Source organism: Bartonella sp. AA168HLJHH (assembly GCF_042197365.1).
Lineage (GTDB): Bacteria > Pseudomonadota > Alphaproteobacteria > Rhizobiales > Rhizobiaceae > Bartonella.
Window position 1 is genome coordinate 1 of sequence record NZ_JBHIRS010000063.1, and the last position, 1,184, is coordinate 1,184.

The following is a 1,184-nucleotide window of genomic DNA, read 5'->3' on the forward strand; positions in this document are numbered from 1 at the left end:
CCTTCGGTTAATTCAAAAATCAATGCAAGACTTACTATGGTCTTAGGCATTTTCAAAAGATGCGCTTGTAAGCTTTCTGAGTAACTACCTCCTTTTGCCTCTTTATGAAGATGCTCTAACCATTCATAAAACTTCACTTGTGCTTCAGCAGAAAAACGCATGATCAGCGGCTGTTCGGGAGACCCTAAGCGTTTATCACGAAAAGAACGAAAAACCCCTTCATACTTTTGCCACCCCTCTTGATTGGGCGGTTTATCAACCAATTGCCACTCTTTATTGTCATCGGGCCAGACAATCATTTGAAAGCGTTGCAATAAACCGTCATCGTTTATTCCACGGTGTATGGCTTGAATGAGCGGAATAATGCGTGAAGGTTGAATGCCTCCAATCATGGATAAAGTGACATAAGGGATAAAAATGGTTCCACGCTCGATACGGTCATAAGTAAATTGATCGTCTCCATTAAAAGCTGTTAAATAAAAGGCACGGTCTGTTTGATATTCTCTTCGTTCCAGATTGGCTAAAAAACCAGATAATTCATCACGCACCATTAAGAGACCACGGGGGTTTTCTTTTAAGAGTTCCCCAAGCTTTTCAACAGTCACATCATTGACAATAAAACGAGAGACATCATCATCATGCGCATTGTCTTTAGAGAGCGTTTCATACAAAAGAGCACGAGCGGTTTCACACTCTCCTTTTCTTATCGCTTTATTGGCTTGTCTTTCCTTTTCTCGTTTATCTAAAGTTTCAAGTCTCTCTTCAATTTCTTGTTTCTCTTTATGCTTTAACCAGTCTTTATACCATTCCTTTTGAAGGCAAGTGATAGGAGCTAAAGCGGCTTTCATGGCTGGTGTTTTGTATGTTGACGATTGACCAATAAGAGCGCCCCAGAGATTAGGGACAACAATCCAATCATCATATTGTTTTGGAGCAATACGCACGCCATTGCCAATGACAGCAGCCAAGGCACAGAGAGCAGCAACAGCAATAAAATCCATAGGGGCTTGTTGACGCTCTGAAACGTCATAAATATAGTCCATGAATGGCATTGGGAGCTGTAATGGGTCAAAAGGCTCGACGGGTAAAAGAGCCGCCGTGATAGGCTTTAATTCCCCCCAACCGTTTTGTTGCAATGCTTGTTTATAAGGAATGGCTTCTAAACAAGTCTTATCATTTAAAGA

Annotated in this window: 1 protein-coding gene; it reads right to left on the reverse strand. The window is 41.3% G+C overall.

Annotated features, from left to right (window positions below; all coding sequences use genetic code 11):
• Positions 1 to 1,184, reverse strand: a 1,184-nt coding sequence (locus ACFINM_RS09745) for a YfjI family protein (RefSeq protein WP_375641304.1), incomplete at both ends; no start/stop codon positions are given.